Raw genomic sequence first — 1,302 nt, 5'->3', positions numbered from 1 at the left:
ACGACATCGACCTCACCCAGCTCTTCGACGAGTCGAAGTCGCTCGAGGAGGGCGCGCTCACGATCCCCGGCTACACCGCCGATGGCTGGAACGTGAAGATCATCGGCGCTGTCGTCCCTACCGATGTACCCATCGTGAAGTTCACGAAGAAGCAGCGGGAGGACTTCCTCTACGGCGACACCCGGAAGGTGAAGGTCGCCGGCGCGAACATGACGTACGAGGGACTCGTTCCCCGCATCCAGAAGTCGATGCTCTCCAAGGACGTCGACGCGATGCAGCCACACATCCGGGCATTCGTGGAGCGGGCCGTGACGTTCACCACCTGCCCCGACTGCGGCGGCACCCGGCTGAGCGAGGGCGCACGGTCCTCGAAGATCGCGGGGAAGAACATCGCGGACGCCTGCGCGATGCAGATCAGCGACCTCGCCGAGTGGGTGCGCGGCCTCGACGAGCGGTCCGTCGCGCCGCTGCTCAAGGCGCTCGGTCACACCCTCGACTCGTTCGTGGAGATCGGGCTCGGCTACCTGTCGCTCGACCGACCGGCCGGGACGCTGTCGGGCGGCGAAGCGCAGCGCACGAAGATGATCCGTCACCTCGGGTCGTCGCTCACGGATGTCACCTACGTCTTCGACGAGCCGACCATCGGCCTGCATCCGCACGACATCCAGAGCATGAATGGCCTCCTGCTGCGCCTGCGCGACAAGGGCAACACCGTCCTCGTCGTCGAGCACAAGCCGGAAACGATCGCCATCGCGGACCACGTCGTCGACCTCGGGCCGGGCGCGGGCAGCGCCGGTGGCGAAGTGGTGTTCGAGGGCGCCGTCGACGCGCTCCGGTCGAGCGGCACGCTCACCGGGCGGCACCTGGACGACCGCGCTTCGCTGAAGCCGACGGTGCGCACCTCCACGGCCAAGTTGGAGATCCGCGGCGCCTCCTCGCACAACCTCCAGGACGTGGATGTCGATATCCCGCTTGGTGTGCTTGTCGTGGTGACCGGCGTAGCCGGGTCAGGGAAGAGCTCCCTCATCCACGGTTCGGTGTCGGGTCAGGAAGGTGTGGTCGCCGTGGACCAGGCGCCGATCCGAGGCTCGCGGCGGAGCAACCCGGCGACGTACACCGGCCTCCTCGACCCGATCCGCAAGGCCTTCGCGAAGGCGAACGGCGTAAAGCCGGCGCTGTTCAGCCCCAACTCCGAGGGCGCCTGCCCGACCTGCAACGGCGCGGGGGTGATCTACACGGAGCTCGGCTTCATGGAGACCGTCTCCACGCCGTGCGAGGTGTGCGAGGGGAAGCGGTTCCAGG

1 protein-coding gene is annotated in these 1,302 nt (G+C 67.7%); it reads left to right on the top strand.

From position 1 onward, the window contains the following. Nucleotides 1–1,302, top strand: a 1,302-nt coding sequence (locus tag WEB06_03930; protein MEX2554764.1) for an excinuclease ABC subunit UvrA, incomplete at both ends; no start/stop codon positions are given.

This window comes from Actinomycetota bacterium, from assembly GCA_040905475.1.
GTDB lineage: Bacteria > Actinomycetota > AC-67 > AC-67 > AC-67 > DATFGK01.
The sequence above is the reverse complement of the archived record's forward strand: the minus strand, read 5'-3'. Positions and strand labels throughout refer to the sequence as shown.